Origin of the sequence: Amycolatopsis eburnea, assembly GCF_003937945.1 — a bacterium.
Classification (GTDB): Bacteria; Actinomycetota; Actinomycetes; order Mycobacteriales; family Pseudonocardiaceae; genus Amycolatopsis; species Amycolatopsis eburnea.
The window spans coordinates 1247883-1263652 of sequence record NZ_RSEC01000058.1 but is presented as its reverse complement, the minus strand read 5'-3'; the positions used below and the strand labels follow the sequence as shown (position 1 = coordinate 1263652).

The following is a 15770-nucleotide window of genomic DNA, read 5'->3' as shown; positions in this document are numbered from 1 at the left end:
TATGCGATCTGCCGGGATATGATCACTCGATTCCGATGGATTCGTGCAACAGAGAGACAGATTCGATGGTTTCCGTGCATCCGGCGCTCGACGAGAAGGAGCTGCGGCTGCTCCACGGTCTCCAGGTCGCGCCGCGGATCCCGTGGGCCGAGGCCGCAGGCATCCTGGGCACGACCGCGGCCGGCGAAGCGGCCAGGTGGGCCCGGCTGCGGGAGCGCGGACTCGCGTGGATCACCGCCCACCCGGGCGGCAGCTACCGGCGGGTCACGCTCGCCCTGGTCGAGGTGGACTGCCTGCCCGGCGCCCGGCGGGCCGTCGTCGACGCCGCTTGCGCGGACCCGCGTGCCGTCACCGTCGAAGAGTCGACGCGCGGACGGGACCTCCTCCTGACCGTCATCACCGAGGACCTCGCCGCGCTCACCCGGTACGTGCTCGACGATCTCGAGACGCTTCCCGGAGTGGCCCGCCAGCGGACTTTCGTCGCAACGGCGGTGCACCGGCACGGCAGCCATTGGCGCCTCGACGCGCTCAGCCCGGTGGAGGAATCCGCGTTCCAGGCGGCGGCCCGCGAACCGGCTCGCGTCCCGGCCGCACCGCCACGGGACGCGTGGCCGCTGATCGAGGCGCTCGCCGTCGACGGCCGCAGCACCGCGGCGGACCTGGCTCGCGCGACGGACCGCAACCCCGCCACCGTGCGCAGGCAGCTCGGCCGGCTGCTCGCCTCGGACCTGCTGTCGTTCCGCTGCGAACTCGCCTCGGAAGTCTCGAGCTGGACGGTGAGCAGCACCTGGACGGCGCACGTCGAGCCCGCCGACCACCGCCGGACCGTGGCAGCGCTCGCCACCTTTCCGGAGTTGCGGATGTGCGTTTCGACCACCGGCGACGCCAACCTCGCCATGACCTTCTGGACGCGATCACCGCACGACATGCTCCGCATCGAGCGGAAGCTGGGCGAGCACCTGCCGTGGCTGCGGATCCGCGACAACGCGATCAACCTCCGCACGCCGAAACGCATGGGCTGGCTGCTGGACGGCGCCGGCCGGGCGACCGGAACGGTGATCCCGCCGACCGCCCTCGCGGCCTACTGAGCTGGCCGCGGCTCGGCGGCGGGCATGGCGACGAGCCTGCGCAGCCGGTCGTTGCGCCGGGTCAAAGCCTGCGCGTCGCCGGGAACAGCGTGGCGCCACCCTCGCGGCCTACTGAGCCGGCCTGCCGGCCGTGAAGTCGGGCAGCGTAAGGGCCGAATGGGCCGATCGCGGCTCAGCGGCGGGCATGGCGACGAGCCTGCGCAGCCGGTCGTTGCGCTGCGCCAAAGCCTCAGCCGTGGTCGGGAACAGCGTGGCGCCACCCTCGCCGACCAGCCCCTGGTTCACCGCCACGAACTCACGCGTGCCGGCTTCGTAGGCGGCGAACCCGGCGGTGTGGTCCCGGCCCGCCAAGGAACCGGCGAGCATGTACGCGCCGACAAGCGCCAGGCTGGACCCCTGTCCGGTAAGGAAAGAGGGCGCGTACGCGGCGTCACCCGCCAGCGCGACCCTGCCGCTGTGCCAGTGGGGCATGCGGATCTGGCTGACCCCGTCGAAGAACACGTCGTCCGCCTCGCGCATGGCGGCCAGCATCGCGGGGACCTCCCATCCCGCGTCGGCGAAGACCGAGGCGACGAGTTCCCGCTGGGCCGCCCGGTTCGCGAACGCGTCGAACGGTGGTTCCGGCTGCGCGAAGGTCAGGAAGGCGTGCACGTCGTCGTCCTCCCCCACGGCGTAGAGCGCCGCGGCCCGGCCCGGCGTGTTCCACATGACGGTCTCGTGGGAGAGCCCGAAGGTGTTGCGCATGGGGAACACGGCGAAGCAGTAGCCGAGGTACCGGTGGAACCGCGCTTCGGAGCCGAACACGAGCTCCCTCGTGCGTGAGTGCGCGCCGTCCGCGCCGAGCACCAGGTCGTACGTCTGGTGGCCGCCGCCGCGGAAGGTGACGTCGACCCCGTCGCCGGACTGGACCAGGGTGTCGATGGAGTCGTCGAAGCGGAACTCCACGTCGTCGCGGACCGCCGAGTAGAGCGCGTCGGTCAGATCCCCGCGCCGCACTTCCAGGTCCCGTCCCTCGACACCGCCGGTGACCGCGTGCGGGTGAAGCGAGGCCACCTCGCCGCCGTTCCCGTCGAGAAAGGTCAGCCGTTTCAGGTCGAGGTGCGCGTCCCGCAGTCGGGGCAGGATCCCCATCCGCCGGACGACCTCCAGCGCGGTGCCGCGGACGTCGATGGGATAGCCACCGCTGCGAACCGCGGCCGCCCGCTCCACCACCGTGACCGCGTATCCGTGGCGGGTCAGCCAATACGCGAGCGTGGGACCGGCGATGCTGGCCCCGGAGATCAGGACCCGGCTCTGGCGCGTGGTGCTGGTCATGCCTTGACTCCCTTGTACATGGTGCGGGTGACGAACAGGGCCAGCGCCGTGACGACGCCGGCGATGACGAATCCGATGGTGTAGGCCGATTCGGCCGCGACGTCCGACCCGGCCGGGGTTCCGGCGGCGAGCAGCACGCCACCGAGCATCCCGCCCGAGGCCATGCCGAGCACGCGGGTCACGAGGATCAGGCTGGTGGCCACGCCGGTCTCGGTCGCCGCGACGGAGGTGGCGACGCCGGTCGTCATCGCGGTGACGACCAGGCCGTTGGCCAGTGCGACCAGTGCCTTGCCGACGACGAGGTACCACGCCTCGGAGTGCGCGACCGCCATGGCGATCAGGGCGACGGCCATGATGACCACCCCGGCGGTGGCCACGGAACGGGAGCCGGAACGCCGCTCCCAGGTCCCGCCCAACGGCCCGGCCAACGTCGCGACCACGGTGCTGGGCACCAGGAAGAGGCCGATCTCGGTGGCGCCGGCCCCAAAGCCGTACCCGGCACCGGACGCGCTCCACAGCTGGGTGACGAGGAAGATCGCCATCGAGGTGCCGACGCAGATCGTGAACGTCAGCACGCTCGACTTCCACACCATGGGCCGGGCCAGCAGGCGCAGATCGATCATCGGCGAGGCCGCACGACGTTCGACGGCGATCCAGCCGGCCACGAGCGCGGCCAGGAGCACGACGAGACCGCACAGCAGAAGCGGCTGCGAAGCGAGGTCGGGGGCGAGGTTGAGCACGAGCATGAGCGTGATCACCACCCCGCTCAGCAGGACCAGCCCCGGCCAGTCGACCCCGGCGTCGTCGGATCGGTCCGCCGAATCCGCCGGCACCAGCCCGTTCACGAGCAGGGTGGCCACGACGACGGCGATCGTCGGGAGCGCGAACATCCAGTGCCGGGACAGCTGTTCCGCCACGGGCCCGGCCAGCAGCGTGCCCAGCATCCCGCCGCCCACGAACAGTCCGCTGACCACCCCGATGGCCACCTTCGACTGTCCCGCGGACAAGTGCTTGCGCACGACGATGAACGACAGGGGCAGCGCGCCCACCATCGCGCCCTGCAGTACCTGGCCGGCCAGCAGCACGGGCAGGCCCGGCGCCAGCGCGGACACCATGCCGCCGACGCACACCACGATCATCAGCCGGACCAGGACTCGTTTTCCGCCGTAGCGGTCGCCGAACCGGCCCGCCAACGGCGTCACGAGCGCGCCGGTGATCGGGAGCAGGATGCCGAGCAGTGCCCCTTCGGTGGGCCCCATGTCCAGTTCGCGTTGCAGGAGCGGGAGTGTCGGCTGCACGACCGACTCCAGGGCACCGCTGGCGAGGGCCAGCAGGCCGAGAGCCCCGACCGCGGCCTTCCCCGCCCGCACGGGAGGAGCCAGGGTTGCAGTCATGGAAATCCTTTCTGTGGCAGGAAAGTGCGTGCGGAATCGGCCGGGTCACTCGACGGCGAGCGCCGCCTCGGCCGGTCGGCCGCGGGTCGCCCGCCAGGCGGGCAAGAGCGTGGCCGCAAGCGTCAGCAGAACGGTCAGCGCGGCCGTCGACGCGTAGATCCACGGGGACCCGGCGGGCAGCACCGACCCGAGGCGCTTGAGGCTGACCGGTACCAGGATCCCGAGCACGGCGGCGGTGCCCAGCGCGATGCCGCCGAAGGCCAGGATCGCCGCCTCCACGGCGGCCATCCGCAGGACCTGGCCCCGAGTCGAGCCCGCGAGCCGCTGCAGCCCGAACTCCCGCCGCCGCGCCGTCATGCTCGACACCAGCGTGTTGACCACCGTGATCGCCGCGTACCCCGCGATCATGACCACCATGAGGTAGATCGCGAAGTTGGCGGTCGTCTTCTGCTCGTTGAACTCCTGGAGCAGGACGTCGCGGCCGGTCACCGTCAGACCGTCCTCGGCGGAGGTCACCTCGGTCAGGTCCGCCGTCAACCGTCCGGGGTCGGTGCCCTCGCCGGCTTTGACCAAGATTCGCGTCGCGTGTGCCTCGGTGGTGTGCGCGGCCAGGGTGTCGGCGGGGAGCAAGAGGCTGTCGTAGCCGTCCGGGGCGGTGAACAGGGCCGCCACCCGCACGTCGAGGGTGGTGTTGTCGCCCATCCGCAGCGTGATCGTGCTGCCGACGTCGACGCCCAGCGTCTTGGCGTGCTCGTCCCCGATCGCGATCGTGTCGCCGTGCAGGTCGGCGAGGCGGCCCGTCGTGACCTGCACCGGGGTGGTGGCGTCGGCGCCCTCGGCGGTGACGCCCTGGAGGGTCCAGCCCTCGTTCGACGGCGAGCTGTCCGCCGGCTGCTCGATGAAGCCGACGCTGTCGACGTACTCCGAGGCTCCCGCGACGTTCGGCAGGTCGTTGATCCGGTGCACCAGGTCCGGGTCGAAACGGTCCTGAGTGGACACCACGGCGTCGGCGACCAGGTTGCCGGCGAAGGCCCGCCGATCGGCCTCGTCGTTGGTCGTCTGCACGTACAGCATGCCGGTCGAGACCGCGGTCAGCAGGATCACCGGCCCGAGCACGGCCGCGGTCCGGCCGCCGTGGCCACGCGCGTTGAGCACGGCGAGCTGGCCGGTCACGCCACCCAGCGCGCGCACGGGCCACTGCACGGCGAAGGTCGTGACCTTCGTCAGCACGGGTGCGAGCACGGCGAACCCGATGGCGAGCAGGATCACCGCGGGCGCGGCGGTGGCCGGCGTGAGTGGTCCGCTCACCACGGCGATGGTCACGATGGTCATGGCGATGCCACCGGCCAGGGCGATCACCGCCGGCAGCACGCGTCCGCGGCCGATCGGCCCGCCCTCGGCCGAAACCTCCGCGAGCGCCTGGGCCGGCTTGACGCGCGACGCCCGCCGTCCGGCGCCCACGGCACCGGCCAGGGCCGCGAGGATCGCCATCGCCATGGCGGCCACCGTCGGGATCCAGCCCTGCCGGAACGCCAGGCCGGCCGCGGCGATCCCGCGCTCGGTCAGCCGGTCGAACACGAACTCGCCCAAGAACCGCCCCGGGAAGTAAGCCAGTGCGGTGGCGACGACAGCCAGCAGCAGCGTCTCACGGGAGATCAGCCGACGCAGGTGACGAGGTGTCGCCCCGACGGCTCGCAGCAACGCCAGATCCCGCCGGCGCTGGGCGACCGAAAGGCCGAGCATGGAAGCCACACCGAAGACGGACACCAGGATCGCGAAGGCGGTGAAGACGCCGGCCAGTGCCATGACGGTGACGCCGCTCGCCTTCGCCTCGCGCAGTTCGGCCTGTCCCCGCTCGTCACCGACCAGGGTGACGGTTCCGGCAGCCAGGTTGGCGTCGATTCGCTCCTGGAGTTCGCTGACGGCCACGCCCGGCTCGGCCAGCACACCGATCGCGTCGACCGTTCCCGGCGGCGGGGCCCCCTCGAAGACGAAGCTCTCGGTCTCCCGCACCCCGGGCAGCGCCGCGATCGTGTCCGCCAACCCCGCGTCGATGTGGACCCGCTCGGGCAGGATCGGCGGTTCGTCGGAGTCGCCGCCGGCGTCGTGGTACTCCTGGTCACCGGCGACGACCACGTCGGCCGAGGCCAGCCGCTGCGGCGGCACAGCCGTGCGGGTGCCGGTCTCGATCAGGCCGCCACAGGCCATCATGATGGCCGCCGCGAAGAACACGGCGAGGAAGGCCGCCACGAACAGGCCGGCGCGGTACCGCAGGGTGCGCAGTGCGAGCTGCAGCATCAGCGCTGCCCTCCCCGGTTCGCCACCGGCTGCGAGCGGGGGCCTTCGTCGGCGAAGGCCCCCAAGCGGGTCATCCGGTCGGCCACGGATTCGGCGGTCGGCGAGTGCAGCTCACCGGCCAGCCGCCCGTCGGCGAGGAACAGGACACGATCGGCGTACGACGCCGCGACCGGGTCGTGGGTCACCATCACGATCGTCTGACCGGCCGCCCGCGACGAGTGCCGCAGCAAGCCGAGAATGTCCCGCGCGGTCCTGGTGTCCAGGGCGCCGGTCGGCTCGTCGGCGAAGATGACGGCGGGGTCGCTGATCAACGCCCTGGCGATGGCGACCCGTTGCTGCTGCCCACCGGACAGCTCCGCCGGACGGTGGTTGCTCCGCTGGGCGAGGCCGACCTGCTCGAGGATCCGCGCGACCCGGTCCCGGTCGGGTTTGCGGCCGGCGAGCCGCAGCGGCAGCGTCACGTTCTGCCGCACGGTCAGGACCGGCAGCAGGTTGAACGACTGGAAGACGAACCCGATCCGGTCCCGCCGCAGCTTGGTCAGCTCGGTCTCGGACAGCTCGCTGAGCTCGTGCTCCTCCAGCAGCACCGAACCGGACGTCGGCTGATCGAGCCCGGCCGCGCACTGCAACAGGGTGCTCTTGCCGGAACCCGACGGCCCCATGATCGCCGTGAACGTCCCGCGGCCGAACCGCGTCGTCACCTCCTCCAGCGCCACCACCTGGTTGTCGCGCTTCCCATAGAGCTTGCGAACGGCCGTCAGCCGAATCGCGTCGCCGCTGTTCCCGGGGTTCATCGAACTTCTTCCTGCCGTGCCGGACGATTCCGCTATCAACCCTGTCGCGCACCGCGGTGTCCGACATCGTTTGCCGGGACCGTCTTCGCCTGGTGCGTACGGACCGGTCCGGCCCGGTTCTGGTGCGAACGCACTACACGCGCGCCGGGTCGATCGATGCGATGATCGTCGTGTGGAGTTGCGTCAACTGGAGTGCTTCGTCGCCGTCGTGGAAGAGTCCGGCTTCACCCGCGCCGCGGCCCGGTTGCACGTCGTCCAGTCCGCCGTGTCCGCGACGATCGCGTCCCTGGAACGGGAACTGGGGGCTCCCTTGCTGGTGCGCACCGGCAGGCAGATCACGCTGACCGACGCCGGCCGGCAACTGCTGCCGAAGGCGCGGGCGACACTGGACGCCGCCCGCGCTGCCCGCGACGCAGTGCACGAGGTCACCGGTGGCATCCGCGGCACGTTGCGCGTCGGCACCATGAGTTCTCTGGGAATGATCGATCTTCCCGCCGTGCTGGGCCAGTTCCACCGTGAACACCCCGAGGTGTCCGTGCACCTGGCGATCGTGGGCACCGGATCCACGGGACTCGTGACCGAACTGACGGAAGGCCGGCTCGACCTGGCGTTCATTTCCCTTCCCGGCCGGCCGCCGGCCGGCGTGCACGTGCGGGAGCTGACGTCTGTCCCGTTGGATCTGGTCGTCCGGCGAGATCACGCGCTCGCGGCACGAAGGGAGGTGGCGATCTCGGAACTGGCCGACGAGTCCTTTGTCGACTTTCCGCTCGGCTACGGCAACCGCGCGGTGACCGACGAAGCGTTCGCCGCCGCCGGGCTGGGCCGCCACGTCGCGATCGAGATCACCGACATCACCGCCGGCACCGACTTCGTCCGCCACGGCCTCGGTGTCGCCCTGCTCCCGCGCGTGGTCCTGGTGCCCGACGAGGAACTGGCCGTGGTGCGTGTCACCGGCGCCGACCTGGACTGGCCCATCTCTTTGGCCACGGCCGCCGGCCGTGCTCCGGGTGCGGCTGCCCGGGCATTCGAACGTGGTGCGCGGCGGTACCTGGCCGCCAACGGCTGAACACACCCATCTGCCGGAGCGATCCACGCCATCGGAATACGTCGTTGGACACGGCGGGGTCGCCGCGACACAGTATTCCTGTGACGAAACCCCATGATGTTCTCGGTGGACGGCTGCCCTTGGTCGACCCATCGACTTTGACACCGGATCAGCAAAAGCTGTTCGACTCGATAATGGCGAACCAGTTGCCGTGGGCGAATGATTCGGGATTCGAGATCAGCACCGGGGACGGCCGGTTGATCGGCCCGTTCAACACGTTCCTCCGCCACCCGGAGATCGCCCTGCGGTTCCTCGAATTCGCGGCCGCGGAGTCGGGCCACACGTCGCTGACCGAACGCGTGCGGGAGGTCGTGATCGTCGCCGTCGGCGCCGTGTGGGGCACCGGTGCCCGATACGAGTTGTACGCGCACAAGATCATTGCCGCACAGCTGGGTCTCTCGTCGGACGTCATCGACGCCCTCGCAAAGGGCGAAGTGCCCGATGAACTGGATGCCGAAGAAAAGCTCGCGGTCCGTGTCACGCGGCAACTGCTGATCGAACACCAGCTTGACGACGATCTGTACCGCGCCGCCGAACAGGCTTTCGGCCAGCGGGGCCTGTACGACATCGGCGCGGTCATGGGTCAGTACCAGACGGTGTGCACGTTGCTGACCATGTTCCAGGTGCCCGCTCCCGAATGACCACCATCAAGGAGTACCGAATGACAGTTGACGACAAGCCGGCACTGACCACCGTCGCGACATTCCCGGAGCACTACTTCCTGGAGAACCTCGCGGTCCGACCGGACGGTTCGATGCTGGTGACCGCGCTCAATCGACGGGAACTCTGGTGGGTGCCCGCGCCGGCCGAGGACGCGACCATCGGTGCCGTGCTGGTGGACCGGCTCGACGGCCTGCCCATGAGCATCGTCGAGGCCGAGCCCGACGTGTTCTACGTCTCCTCCATGGCCCCGGCCACCCTGGACCGCTACGACCTGCGCGGCTGGAGCCCCGGTGCGCCGGTGAACCGGACCCGGACGCTGTCCTTCCCCGTGGAGGCGGCGGGGCTGAACGGCAGTGCCGTGCTGGCTCCCGGCGTCATCCTGATCGCGGATTGCGCGGCCGGCCTGATCTGGCGGGTCGACCTGACCGACGACGGCCTCGCCGGGAAGGCCGGCGTCTGGCTGAAGCACGACACCATGGTGCCGGGGACGGACGCGGACAAAGCCGTCCACCTGACCCAGACCTTCGCCATCCCCTACCCGGGGGTCAACGGGGTCCGGGTCGCCGAGAAGTCCGGCTACGTGTACTACACCGGCTCGTGGGAGCAGGTTTTCGCCCGCGTGGCCGTCGACCCGGTGACCCACCGGCCGGCCGGCGAGCCGGAGGTGGTGGCGAAGGGCATCCACGCGGTCGACGACTTCTGCGTCGACGAGGACGCCGGCGTCGCGTACGTCACGACCCACATCGACAACACCCTGTGGCGCGTCCCCCTCGATCCGGTGGTCGCGGCGACGGACAGCGAACTGATCATCGGCGAGCCGATCGACCACCGGTTCCTCGGCCCCTCCAGTGCCGCGTGGGGCCGTCAGGACGGTGACCACGGCCGGGTCGCCTACTTCACCACCGACGGCGGACACACACCGCCGAACCCGGCCGGCGTCATCAAGCCCGCCGCGGTCGTGCGCGTCGAGTTCCGCACTTCTCGAGCAACGTCGGAGATAAGCTGATCTTGTGCTGCGGTCCAGGGACATCTCGCGGTGGCGGGAGGGAACGGTCGTCGCGGTGGCGTTCGCCGTCTGCCTGCTCGGTGGTGCCCTGCGGGTGGCCGACACGGTGACGGCGCCACCGGTGGCGGCCTACCTCCTCGCCGCGGTGTCGTCCGGGTTGCTCCCGGCGCGGCACCGCGCGCCCGTGGCCACCGTGATCGCCACGACCGGGTGCGGCATGCTCGTCGCGCCGATCGGCCTGCTGTCGACCCCGCTCATGGTGGCCCCCACCGCCGTCAGCGCGTACTCGCTCGCCGTCCGCGCCGAACGGCGAGTGGTGCTCGCCGCCCTGCTCCCGGCGGCGGCGCTGCTCGTCGCCGTTCCCCCGTTGTCCGAAACGGACTTCTCGTGGGCGGACATCAGCAGGCTGGCGACCGTGGCCGCGACCCCACTCGTGGCTGCCGTGTTCGGTCGGTCGACGCGGCACCGGCGGGCCTACCTGACGATCATGGAGGAGCGGGCACGCCGGGCCGAGGAAAGCCGGGACGAGGAGGCACGCCGGAGGGTCGCCGGGGAACGGCTGCGCATCGCCCGCGAGCTGCACGACCTGGTGGCCCACCAGATCACCCTGGCCAACGCGCAGGCCACCGTCGCCGCCCACCTGTTCGCGACCCGCCCGGAGCAGGCCCGCACGAGCCTGGACGAACTGGTCGGGACCACGCGCCACGCCCTCGACGAACTACGGGCCACGGTCGGCCTGCTGCGCCAGCCCGAAGACACCTCCGCACTCACCGAGCCGGCGCCCGGGCTGGCGCAGGTCCCCGAGCTGCTGAGCACGTTCCACCGCGCCGGCCTGGCGGTGTCGATGCACGAGGACGGCCCGGCCAGGCCACTGCCGCCGGCCGTGGACCTCACCGCCTACCGCGTCATCCAAGAAGCCCTGACCAACGTGACCAAGCACGCCGCCACCGGTGGTGCAGAGGTGCGCCTGGCCTGGAACCGCGACCACGTGACCATCACGATCACCGACGACGGCGGCGGCGCCCGCAAGGCTCAAGAGCGCCCGCCCGGCTACGGTCTGATCGGGATGCGTGAACGGGCGGCCGCGGTCGGCGGGACCGTCGTCGCGGGCGCGCGTCCCGAAGGGGGTTTCCGCGTCTCCGCCCGCCTGCCTCTTCCCGCCGCCAGTAAAACAGCGCGGAGAACCGACGGAGCGACCGATGGCGAGGGCCGATGATCCACGACACCCCAGGCAACGGACCCGAAACCGGGGATGACGCGGCGCCGCTCCGGGTCCTCCTCGCCGACGACCAGGCGTTGCTGCGCGGCGCTTTCCGGACGCTCCTCGACAGCGCGGACGACATCACCGTGGTCGGCGAGGCGGGCGACGGCAGGGAGGCCGTGGCCCTGGCCCGCAAGCTGCGCCCGGACGTGGTGATCACGGACATCCGGATGCCCGGCACCGACGGCCTCGCCGCCACCGCGGAGATCTGCGCCGATCCGGATCTGCGGGCCACCCGCGTCCTGATCCTCACCACTTACGAGACCGACGAGTACGTCGCCCAGGCCCTGCGCGCCGGGGCCAGCGGCTTCATCGGCAAGGGGATCGAGGCGCAGGGCCTGCTCGACGCCGTGCGCACGATCGCCAGCGGCGACACCCTCCTGTCCCCGGCGGCGACCCGCTCCCTGGTGGCCCGCTTCCTCGCCACACCCGCCGACACCCCACCCCGCGATCCCGAACGGCTCGCCGCGCTCACCCCGCGCGAACGCGAGATGGTCGCGCTCGTCGCAACCGGTCTGTCCAATGTGGAGATCGCCGACCGGATGTACCTCAGCCCCTTCACCGTCCGCGCCCACGTGCAGCGCGCCATGTCCAAACTGGACGCACGCGACCGCGCGCAACTCGTGGTCATCGCCTACCAGACCGGTCTGGTGGCCGGAACGGAATCTCCGTCCTGAAGCCGGTATCGTGAGTGTTCAGGGCGGTTAGAACCGCCCTGAACACTCACGACAACCCACTTCGATACAGGCACTAACCGATCGTCAGGCTCGACGGGGCGGGCGTCTCCAGCCGGAAGGCCGTACCGCTGTGGCCGCGTGTCTCACTGCGGTAGCGCCCGGGCGTGCGTCCGTGGGCCCGGGTGAAGGCGCGGGTGAACGCCGGCACCGACCCGTAGCCGACCGCCTCGGCGATCGTCTCTAGGGAGTCGTGGCTGTCGCGCAGCCGCACGGCGGCCAGATCCATGCGCCAGTTCGCCAGGTACGCAGCCGGGGTGTGTCCCGTCGCGGCCGGGAACCGGCGGGCGAGGGTCGCGCGGGAGACCGAGATGGCTTCGGCGAGCATCGAGGTCGTCCACGGAATGGCCGGATTCTCGTGCAGCTGCCGGAGCGCCTTGCCGATGACCGGGTCGTAGAGCGCCCCCAGCCAGGTGCCGAAGCACTCGGGGGGATTCACCGCGAGCCAGGCACGCAGCATCTGCACGAGCACGATGTCGACCAGGCTCTTCAGCACGGCAGGCGTGGCGAGCTGCGGATGGGCGAGTTCCCGGGCGAGCATGCGCACAGCATCGGTCAGCCCCGGTGTCCCCGCCTCGGCCCGCACGTGCACGAGACCGGGTAGCAAGGTCAGGATCTGGGTGAGCGCGGCCGGGTCGCAGTCGTAGTGGATGGTGACGATCCGCGTGGTCGCGGGCCGCGACCCGAGGCTGATCACTTCACCGGTGCCGCGCCCGCGAGCGGCCACGTGCTCGCACCGGCCGTGAGTGTCCGCGGGGTCGTCGGTGAGGCCGTGCGGGGTGCCGGCGGGCAGCAGGACCACGTCACCGGCCGCCAGTTCCACCGGTTCGCGGCCGGCGACCGTGAGCCAGGCACTGCCCGCGGTCACGGCGTGCAGGGCGGCCCCGGGATAGTCGTCCAGGGCGATCGCCCATCGGCCGCCGGCTTCGACGCGGGTGCTCAGCGCGCCTTTGACGCCCGAGATCGCCAGGGCGTCGGTCAGGGGATCCACGAGCTGACCTTAAGGCAAATGAGGCAGCAGATCAAATACCTGAGTCGTACGGGCATGGTTCGCCTCACTGGTCGCTACATATGGTCTCGGGAGCACCATCGAGAAGGAGTCACCATGGACTACCACAGCTGGACAGGCCTCGAGATCACCGTCGTGGACGGTGTGGCCACCGTGTCGCTCGACCACCCGCCCCTCAACCTGATGGACGGCGTACTGCTGCCGTCACTGCGCGGGTTCGTGCACCAGGTGCGCACCGACGCGGACGTCCGGGTGATCGTGTTCCAGAGCGCCGATCCGGAGTTCTTCAGCGCCCACGGCGACATGGCCTACGTCACCGACCCGGACGCCCTGCCCGCCGCGACCCAGGCCGCGATCGACGCCGCCCCGGGAGCCGTGCTCCCGGACGGCCTGAACATCCTGCAGGCCTTGAGCCTGGAGATCCGCGACCTTCCGCAGGTCACCATCGGCAAGGTGGCCGGGTTCGCCCGTGGCGCCGGCAACGAGTTCCTGATGTCCCTCGACATGCGGTTCGCCGCGATCGGCAAATCCGGCCAGGCCCAGCCCGAATCCACCCTGGCGATCCTCCCCGGCGGCGGTGGCACGGTGAACATGACCCGCCTGCTCGGCCCGGCCCGCGCCCTGGAACTGCTCATCGGCGGCCGGCTCGTCGGCGCCGAAGTGGCCGAGCGCTACGGCCTGGTGAACCGGGCCCTGCCCGCCGACGAGATCGACGCCTTCGTCGACACCCTGGCCCGCCGGATGGCGGGCGTGCGCCCCGAAGTCGTCGCCGCGATCAAGACCACCGTCCGAGCCGCGACCCCGCCCGCCCCCGTCGAGGCCTACGCCGCCGAAAACGCCGCCCTGTACTCACTGTTCACCGAGGACATGGTCGAGGTCGCCCGGAAGCAGCTGGCAGCGGGCGTGCAGACCCGTGAGGGCGAGCGGGATCTCGAGGGGCTCGTCGACAGCCTGTCACCCGGGTTCCGGCCCGCGGCTCAGCGGTAGAGCCGTCCAGTGATGTCTCACTGTGTCGTCACTTGTGCTACGGTTGCGATGACACAGTGAGACATCACTTGAGGAGATGCGAGGATGACGGAGCGTGAAATCTGGGTCCTGGGGGCCACCGGCCGCATCGGCCGGTCGGTAGCCGCACGGCTGGCCGAGCAGGGCGCCGCCCCGGTGCTGGTCGGCCGGCGCCGGGAGAGCCTCGCCGCCCTGCGCGCCGGCACGGCCGGCGAAATCCTCGTCGCCGACGGCACGGAATCCATCGCGGACGCGATCAGGGCGCGACGGCCGGGTGTCGTGGTCAATCTCGTCGGGAACTACGGCGAGACGGCATCCGCGCTGGTCGAGGCGGTCCTGCCGGACGGCCACTACGTCGATCTGGCCACCGACCTGAGCGCCGTTTCGCACCTGCTCGATCGGCACTCCGAGGCAGAAGCCGCGGGCCGCACCCTGGTCACCGGTGCCGGATTCGGAGTTCTCGCGACCGAAGCGGTGGTGGCGGCCCTGTGCACCGACCGCTCGGCGCCCAGCCACGTCCGGGTCGACGCGCTGGCGTCGGTCGCCGTGGAATCCGGCGTTGTGGGCGACGCCTTCGCGTCTTCGATCGTCGAGGCGATCACCAGGGGCGGACGGCGCTACCAGAACGGCCAACTGGTCAAGGCCCGGTTCGGCGCAGACCCGCGAACGGTCACACTGCCCGACGGTGAGACGGTGAAGTCCGCCGGAGCGCCCTCGGCCGAACTGGTGGCCGCGCAGCGGGCCAGCGGAGCGCCGTCGGTCACCGTGACGTCCGCACTGGCACCCACTTCGCCGCTGGCGAGCGCGGTCCTGCCGCTAGCCGCCGCACTCCTGTCCGTTCCGGCAGTGCGGCGGTTCGCCGTCCGTCGCATGGCGCGGGCAAGCATGAAAGCCGCACCGCGTCCGCGTCGGCACTCGTGGGGACACGCGGTGCTCACCTGGCCCGACGGCACCACGCGCGAGGGCTGGTTGCGAGCCGACGACGGAATGGACTACACGGCCGCCGTCGTCACCGAGGTCGCACTGCGGCTGGCGCGCGGTGAAGGCAAGCCCGGTGCCTACACCCCGGCGGCCGCGTTCGGGCCGGATCTCGCCGTTGCCGCCGGCGGCACGTTCATCCTCGACTGACAACGGGAGAAACGAACATGACCGAGAATGTCCAGGACAAAATGGCACGGCGCGATGTCGAGTTCGACTCCGGGCACGTGAAACTACGCGGCTGGCTGGCGACGCCGGACACCCGCGGGCCGCACCCCGTGGTCATACTGGCGCACGGCCTGGGCGGGTTGAAGGAATGGACCATTCCCGCCGTCGCCCGCGCACTGGTCGCCGCCGGCATCGGCGCACTGGCCTTCGACTACCGCAACTTCGGCGACAGCGAAGGGCTTCCCCGCGATGAGGTCGACCACACCGGGCAGATCGAAGACTTCCGCAGCGCGATCACCTTCGCCACCACGCTCCCCGACGTCGACGCCGCACGCATCGGGATCTGGGGAACGAGCCTGGGCGGCCGCAACGTCCTCGCCGTCGCGGCGGTCGACCGCCGGATCAAGTGCGCCCTCGCCCAAGTTCCACTGATCACCACCAGCCCGGAGCACTGGGCCGCGTTCATCAGCGACGGAGACGTCGATGCCTACGAGCGGGCACTCGCCGACGACCGCCGCGATCGAGCGCTCGGCAAGGAACCCCGGTACATCCACTTCCCCGAAGACCCCACCACCGACTACGGCAGCCACTTCGCCACCTTCGGCGACGAGGAGCGCCGCAACTGGAACAAGCGGGTCACCCTCCGTTCCTTCGAACCCACCCCGATCGACGACATCATGCCGCTCATGAAACAGATCGCCCCCACCCCGCTGCGGATGATCCTGACCAACCCGGACGCCGACTGTTCGACCGATCTGCAGCTCGCCGCTTATGCCGCAGCAGGAGAACCGAAGTCGATCATGGTCCTGCCAGGGCACCACTACATCCTCTACACCGAATGGAAGGACGTGGCGGTCGCAGCCGCACGGGACTGGTTCGTCGAGCACCTCACGAGGGAATAGCGGCCCGGGCCCGCAAGGGCACCATGACGAGCGGGTTCAGCCGGTCGTCAC

General features: G+C 70.8%; 14 protein-coding genes. 9 read left to right on the top strand and 5 right to left on the bottom strand.

The window, feature by feature from the left end; all coding sequences use genetic code 11:
* Positions 1–65: 65 nt before the first annotated feature.
* On the top strand, positions 66–1088 hold the full coding sequence (locus EIY87_RS31050; protein WP_225440128.1) for an Lrp/AsnC family transcriptional regulator: 1023 nt from the start codon (positions 66–68) through the stop codon (positions 1086–1088).
* A gap of 108 nt (positions 1089–1196) precedes the next feature.
* Here the strand turns inward: EIY87_RS31050 and EIY87_RS31045 are convergent, their stop codons facing one another.
* The 4 genes from EIY87_RS31045 to EIY87_RS31030 are packed head-to-tail and all read right to left on the bottom strand — an operon-like array spanning position 1197 to position 6888.
* Positions 1197–2402 (bottom strand): FAD-dependent monooxygenase, encoded by a 1206-nt coding sequence (locus tag EIY87_RS31045; protein ID WP_125313354.1) that lies wholly within the window; start codon positions 2400–2402, stop codon positions 1197–1199.
* Positions 2399–3796 carry an MFS transporter gene (locus EIY87_RS31040; protein WP_125313353.1) on the bottom strand — a complete coding sequence of 466 codons (1398 nt, stop codon included), beginning with the start codon at positions 3794–3796 and terminating at the stop codon, positions 2399–2401. The genes EIY87_RS31045 and EIY87_RS31040 overlap by 4 nt, the downstream gene beginning before the upstream one ends.
* Before the next feature lie 45 nt (positions 3797–3841).
* A complete protein-coding gene (locus tag EIY87_RS31035) occupies positions 3842–6094 on the bottom strand; it encodes an FtsX-like permease family protein (RefSeq protein WP_125313352.1) in 2253 nt (750 codons plus the stop codon).
* Positions 6094–6888 carry an ABC transporter ATP-binding protein gene (locus EIY87_RS31030; protein WP_125313351.1) on the bottom strand — a complete coding sequence of 265 codons (795 nt, stop codon included), beginning with the start codon at positions 6886–6888 and terminating at the stop codon, positions 6094–6096. Before EIY87_RS31030 ends, EIY87_RS31035 begins: the two co-directional genes overlap by 1 nt.
* Before the next feature lie 16 nt (positions 6889–6904).
* Between EIY87_RS31030 and EIY87_RS31025 the strand changes: the two genes are divergently transcribed.
* From EIY87_RS31025 to EIY87_RS31005, 5 genes are all read left to right on the top strand, one after another.
* The gene (locus EIY87_RS31025; RefSeq protein WP_225440127.1) at positions 6905–7954 is read left to right on the top strand and encodes a LysR family transcriptional regulator; all 1050 of its coding nucleotides are present in this window, start codon (positions 6905–6907) and stop codon (positions 7952–7954) included.
* Between the two features lie 80 nt (positions 7955–8034).
* A complete protein-coding gene (locus tag EIY87_RS31020; RefSeq protein ID WP_125313350.1) occupies positions 8035–8634 on the top strand; it encodes a carboxymuconolactone decarboxylase family protein in 600 nt (199 codons plus the stop codon).
* A 20-nt stretch (positions 8635–8654) separates the two neighbouring features.
* On the top strand, positions 8655–9662 hold the full coding sequence (locus EIY87_RS31015) for a hypothetical protein (protein ID WP_125313349.1): 1008 nt from the start codon (positions 8655–8657) through the stop codon (positions 9660–9662).
* Positions 9663–9666: 4 nt separating this feature from the next.
* Positions 9667–10878 carry a sensor histidine kinase gene (locus EIY87_RS31010; protein ID WP_125313348.1) on the top strand — a complete coding sequence of 404 codons (1212 nt, stop codon included), beginning with the start codon at positions 9667–9669 and terminating at the stop codon, positions 10876–10878.
* Positions 10875–11600 (top strand): response regulator transcription factor, encoded by a 726-nt coding sequence (locus EIY87_RS31005; RefSeq protein ID WP_125313347.1) that lies wholly within the window; start codon positions 10875–10877, stop codon positions 11598–11600. Before EIY87_RS31010 ends, EIY87_RS31005 begins: the two co-directional genes overlap by 4 nt.
* 73 nt (positions 11601–11673) lie before the next feature.
* Here the strand turns inward: EIY87_RS31005 and EIY87_RS31000 are convergent, their stop codons facing one another.
* The gene (locus tag EIY87_RS31000; protein ID WP_125313346.1) at positions 11674–12648 is read right to left on the bottom strand and encodes an AraC family transcriptional regulator; all 975 of its coding nucleotides are present in this window, start codon (positions 12646–12648) and stop codon (positions 11674–11676) included.
* 114 nt (positions 12649–12762) lie between these two features.
* Here EIY87_RS31000 and EIY87_RS30995 point away from each other — a divergent pair, with 114 nt between their 5' ends.
* From EIY87_RS30995 to EIY87_RS30985, 3 genes are all read left to right on the top strand, one after another.
* Positions 12763–13653, top strand: coding sequence for an enoyl-CoA hydratase/isomerase family protein (locus EIY87_RS30995; protein WP_125313345.1), 891 nt, complete (start codon positions 12763–12765; stop codon positions 13651–13653).
* Positions 13654–13737: 84 nt separating this feature from the next.
* Entirely contained in the window at positions 13738–14799 is a 1062-nt protein-coding gene (locus EIY87_RS30990) for an NAD-dependent epimerase/dehydratase family protein (protein ID WP_125313344.1), read from the top strand.
* A gap of 17 nt (positions 14800–14816) precedes the next feature.
* The gene (locus tag EIY87_RS30985; RefSeq protein ID WP_225440126.1) at positions 14817–15719 is read left to right on the top strand and encodes an alpha/beta hydrolase; all 903 of its coding nucleotides are present in this window, start codon (positions 14817–14819) and stop codon (positions 15717–15719) included.
* Positions 15720–15770 lie beyond the last annotated feature (51 nt).

Coding starts and splice junctions, on each gene's coding strand:
- EIY87_RS31050 (WP_225440128.1), top strand. CDS start 66: ATGGTTTCCGTGCATCCGGCGCTCGACGAGAAGGAGCTGCGGCTGCTC.
- EIY87_RS31045 (WP_125313354.1), bottom strand. CDS start 2,402: ATGACCAGCACCACGCGCCAGAGCCGGGTCCTGATCTCCGGGGCCAGC.
- EIY87_RS31040 (WP_125313353.1), bottom strand. CDS start 3,796: ATGACTGCAACCCTGGCTCCTCCCGTGCGGGCGGGGAAGGCCGCGGTC.
- EIY87_RS31035 (WP_125313352.1), bottom strand. CDS start 6,094: ATGCTGCAGCTCGCACTGCGCACCCTGCGGTACCGCGCCGGCCTGTTC.
- EIY87_RS31030 (WP_125313351.1), bottom strand. CDS start 6,888: ATGAACCCCGGGAACAGCGGCGACGCGATTCGGCTGACGGCCGTTCGC.
- EIY87_RS31015 (WP_125313349.1), top strand. CDS start 8,655: ATGACAGTTGACGACAAGCCGGCACTGACCACCGTCGCGACATTCCCG.
- EIY87_RS31005 (WP_125313347.1), top strand. CDS start 10,875: ATGATCCACGACACCCCAGGCAACGGACCCGAAACCGGGGATGACGCG.
- EIY87_RS30995 (WP_125313345.1), top strand. CDS start 12,763: ATGGACTACCACAGCTGGACAGGCCTCGAGATCACCGTCGTGGACGGT.
- EIY87_RS30990 (WP_125313344.1), top strand. CDS start 13,738: ATGACGGAGCGTGAAATCTGGGTCCTGGGGGCCACCGGCCGCATCGGC.
- EIY87_RS30985 (WP_225440126.1), top strand. CDS start 14,817: ATGACCGAGAATGTCCAGGACAAAATGGCACGGCGCGATGTCGAGTTC.